3 protein-coding genes are annotated in these 4,641 nt (G+C 41.4%); 1 reads left to right on the plus strand and 2 read right to left on the minus strand.

Going from position 1 to position 4,641, the window contains the following annotated elements:
• Positions 1-1,230: DUF5686 family protein (locus B2X72_RS03850; protein ID WP_286848335.1), on the plus strand; the 1,230-nt coding region annotated here is incomplete at its 5' end.
• A gap of 501 nt (positions 1,231-1,731) precedes the next feature.
• Here the strand turns inward: B2X72_RS03850 and B2X72_RS03855 are convergent.
• Both B2X72_RS03855 and B2X72_RS03860 read right to left on the minus strand, forming a co-directional pair.
• The gene (locus B2X72_RS03855) at positions 1,732-3,417 is read right to left on the minus strand and encodes a protein-disulfide reductase DsbD family protein (RefSeq protein WP_145327463.1); all 1,686 of its coding nucleotides are present in this window, start codon (positions 3,415-3,417) and stop codon (positions 1,732-1,734) included.
• A gap of 99 nt (positions 3,418-3,516) precedes the next feature.
• Complete coding sequence (locus B2X72_RS03860) at positions 3,517-4,584, minus strand: PLP-dependent cysteine synthase family protein (RefSeq protein WP_088161060.1); 1,068 nt, start codon at positions 4,582-4,584, stop codon at positions 3,517-3,519.
• Between the last annotated feature and the right edge of the window lie 57 nt (positions 4,585-4,641).

Raw genomic sequence — 4,641 nt, forward strand, 5'->3', positions numbered from 1 at the left:
ATCGCCGCGTTATTGCTGTCAGGATACAAACAGGCTGGCCCAGTTGAAATCGGCCCAGTCAATACATTCTATAGCTTTAACCCCGTAGAAGGTTTCCGTTTACGTGTCGGCGGACGTACGACAGAATCGTTAAGCAAGCGTTTCTATGCTGAAACTTATGCGGCCTATGGTTTTAAAGATCAGAAATGGAAATACTTTTTCAGTGGAACTTATGCGTTCAACAATAAATCAGTATACTCCTTCCCGATGCACTACATCAGGGCCTCTTATAAAAAGGATACGAAGATTCCTGGACAAAAACTGGAATTTATTCAAGAAGACAACTTCTTGCTATCTTTCAAACGCGGAGATAACGACCGTTACATCTATGAGACAAATTATGGCTTAGAGTATAAAAAAGAATTTTTAAATCACCTGGCTATTGGCGCTGCTTTCAATATCAACAGACAAACACCTGCTGGAAGTCTGACTTACCAAATGGTTGATGCCAACAATGAAAGTAGACTGTTCAATGAACTGAACTCGACCGAAGTGTCTGTAAATTTCAGATACGCTCCTCATGAAGAGTTTTATCAAGGAAAGATTTACCGGACACCTATATTCAATCAATATCCGATCTTCACGTTCAATTATACCGCTGGTATCAAAGGATTAGCGAAGGGTGAGTACAATTACCACAACTTTAATCTTGGTGCATTCAAACGCTTTTATTTGAGTCAATTTGGCTATGCCGACGTGACCGCAGAAGGAAATTATATTGCCGGTAAAGAGATCCCTTTCCCTTTCTTGACGATCCATCGTGCCAATCAGACCTATGCTTATCAATTAAATTCATACAACTTAATGAACTTCCTTGAGTTTGTCAGTGATCATAATGCCTCATTGAACGTGCAGTATTATATGAACGGTTTCCTTTTGAACAAGATTCCGTTGATCAAAAAACTTAAATTACGTGAGGTATTTAGCTTCAAAGGAGTATACGGTGGACTGCGTAAAGAAAACAATCCCGACGACCCTAACTATGGTTCAAAGGTATTCACTTGGCAGCACAATGCGGATGGCACACAAAGCTCCTATACGTTCGGTTCAGAACCTTATATGGAAGCTAGTATCGGTCTATCCAACATCTTTAAAATATTACGTGTAGACTACGTAAAACGTCTAAATTACCTTGATCACGTCGATGCACCAGCCTGGGGTATTCGTGCTCGGGTCAAATTTGACTTCTAATAGTTTCCATAAATTTATAGTATAATTTGAAGCTCTGTTCATACAAATGACAGGGCTTCTTTTTTTGCCTTATGCTTCCGCAACATCAGCTCCATCACCACCATCGCCACCTGGAGGATAAGTTGGAAAATAAAATGGTAGTGACGGATATGAAGGCTGCGACGGCGAAAAGCCTGGATTATTTGGTGGGGGCGGCACATTCACCTCAGGTAGGGTTCGGGGAAAGATTCGTACCTGCTTCGTACCTGCTTCGGACAAGCAACAGATATTGAACAGGTGCTGTACAGTTGTTGAACAGACCCCGAACAGGAAATATCTGGTCAGGGTTTGGTCAATATATGTTGCAAGATTGTCCCCGTCCGAAGCTGGTACGAACACAATACGAAGACAATACGAAGACAGCCCCACTGCATAAGCCCTGGAGACACAAAAAGCGATATTTTATCAAAAAAAATCCCCCTTGCACATAACAAGGAGGATAAAATTAGAATATGACGATGGTTAGTTTTTATGTTTAAATGCATCCACACCACTTTGCAGGAATGCCTTGTACTCTTCTACATTGTAGTTGGCACCGCTCTGAGGCACCAGTTTTTTGCCCGTCGGATCGACAATTACATACAGTGGCTGTGAATTGCTATCGAATGTGGCAGCTTGAAAATCGCTATTTTTCTTACCGATTGTATTGATCTTTTTGCCGCTATATTTGGAAACAAATTGTTCATTGGCAGCCAGCTCGGTCTTATCATCCACAAAAAGCTCGGCCATAACAAACTCTTCTTTTAATAATTTGGCCACCGCTTGGTCTGTCCAAACATTCGCTTCCATTTTACGACAATTGACACAATTCCAACCCGTAAAATCGATTAAAACGGGCTTGTTTAATTCTTTAGCCGTAGCTAATGCCTGGTCGTAATCATAATAAGGATCAAATCCTTTTGGCGTGCCTCTTTCATGAAAAATTTCAGCATATTTTTTCACCTTCCCGTCTGAATGTGCAGCAGCACCAGAGCTTACACCCGAAGAAAGATCAAAGTCTTGTGTTGCCGATGGTGGTAAAAAAGCAGAAATCGATTTTAAAGGTGCTCCCCATAAACCGGGCACCATATAGACCACAAAAGAAAAAACAACAATTGCCAAGATCGTTCTGGGAACAGATAGGAATTTCAGCTCACTGTCATGGGAGAACTTTATCTTGCCAATCAAGTATAGACCCATCAAAGCAAAAATAGCAATCCATAGCGACAGGAACACCTCTCTATCCAACCAATTCCAGTGGTAAGCTAAGTCGACATTGGATAAAAATTTCAATGCTAAAGCGAGTTCCAAAAATCCCAATACTACTTTTACACTATTCAGCCAACCACCGGATTTCGGCAAGGATTTAAGCATGGAAGGAAACATGGCGAACAAACCAAAAGGAATGGCTAGAGCAATGGAGAATCCCAACATCCCAATTGCTGGACCTAATCTTTCCCCTTTCGAAGCTGCCTCAACCAACAACGTCCCAATAATCGGTCCTGTACAAGAAAATGAAACCAATGACAAGCTGAAGGCCATAAAGAACAAGCCGACCAAACCACCTTTATCTGATTTGGCATCCATTTTATTGACAAAGGAGCTTGGTAAAGTAATTTCAAATGCACCAAAAAAAGATGCCGCAAATCCAACCAACAACAAAAAGAAAATGAAGTTGAATATGCCGTTAGTCGAAAGCGCATTGAGTGCATCAGATCCGAATGCGATCGTGATAATCATCCCCAAAGCAACATAAATCACAATAATAAATAATCCATACAACAGGGCTTTACTGATACCACTGGCACGACTTCCCGACTGTTTCGTAAAATAACTCACCGTCAGGGGTAGCATCGGAAAAATACAAGGCATCAATAATGCTGCAAAACCGCCTATAAGGCCTGCAATAAAGATACTCCACAATGATTTCTTTTCTGCCCCAGCAGCTTTTTCACCTGTTGCTACTGCCGCTACTGTGGTCTTGTTCGAGTCGGCCTTTACGGTAACGGTATCCGGAGATTCCTCAAAAGATAGTGAATCGGGACTGATCGTACCATCCGTAAACTCAAGCCCCTCCAACTTGTTTGTTGTTGTATCCGCTTGAGCAAACATGGCCACAGGCGCTATCAGCAACATGAGAAGGATAAATAATTTGAAATTGACTTTCATTTTGTGTTATTCTTAGGTATATATTGGTTTTTGAATAAATGAAACCCGAGGAGCTAGAGACTCCCCGAGTTAACTATAAACATATGAAACTAAATCTTTTTAAGCGCCAAATACCGGATTTGGCAGTCTACAGATCGGTTGAAAACCCGAAAAATCAACGTCTGTAGAAAGATATCCTTCTTTTACCGGCTCGTCTTTCACCAAATCAGTACTTAGGTATTTTTTGTTATCATCACAAAGTAGCGTCACCACGACAGCCTCATCACCCAGCTCCTGTTGTAATTTAATCGCTCCGATTACATTTGCTCCCGAAGAGATACCAACAGCCAATCCCAACTGGCGCGATAGTTTCTGCGCCATGATAATGGAATCACCATCATTCGCACAAACGACAGTATCGAGTTCATCTAAATCCACAATAGCAGGAATAAACTCATCCGATATTCCCTGAATACGGTGTGAACCTACTTTATGTCCTGTAGTCAAAGTTGGACTTTCTGCCGGTTCCAGCGGATGTACACGAACATTTGGGTTTACTTTTCTTAAGCTTCTACCCACACCCATTACCGTACCACCAGTTCCCACACCAGCAACAAAAGCATCAGCAACTAAGCCCTGTTCTTCCAGTTGCTTTACAATCTCGTAACCTGTAGTTTTCTCATGCGCTTCGGCATTATATTGATTCTCAAATTGCCGTGGAAGAAAAACACCGCCCTTTGCAGCAAGCTCTTCACTTAAACGAATACTTCCTAAAAAACCACCTTCCTCCTTGCTTATCAACTGAATATCCGCCCCCATACTTCGAATAATATCGGTACGCTCCTTACTCAGCCAGTTAGGCATAATAATCTTTACTTGATGACCAAGCGCTTTGCCGATTGCTGAAAAAGCAATCCCTGTATTTCCACTCGTGGCTTCAATAACAACATCAGTCGGGCGAATCTGACAATTCATATACGCTTTGTATAGAATATAAAGAGCCATCCTATCCTTAATGCTACCGGTCAGATTGTAGTTCTCACATTTCACGAAAATTCGCCCCGGTTTACCTTTGTAAGTATACTGTAGTTCCAACATCGGTGTATTTCCAACTAATCGCCACAGATGTTTGAATCTCTTGTCCAATGCAGGTGACAGACACGCACTTAATAATTCTTGTTCAGCCATTTCTTATAAATGATTATTCTGTTGCAAAATTGACCATTCACAAGATAATATTCAATA

The organism is Sphingobacterium sp. UBA7253, assembly GCF_002472745.1.
Taxonomy (GTDB): Bacteria; Bacteroidota; Bacteroidia; order Sphingobacteriales; family Sphingobacteriaceae; genus Sphingobacterium; species Sphingobacterium siyangense.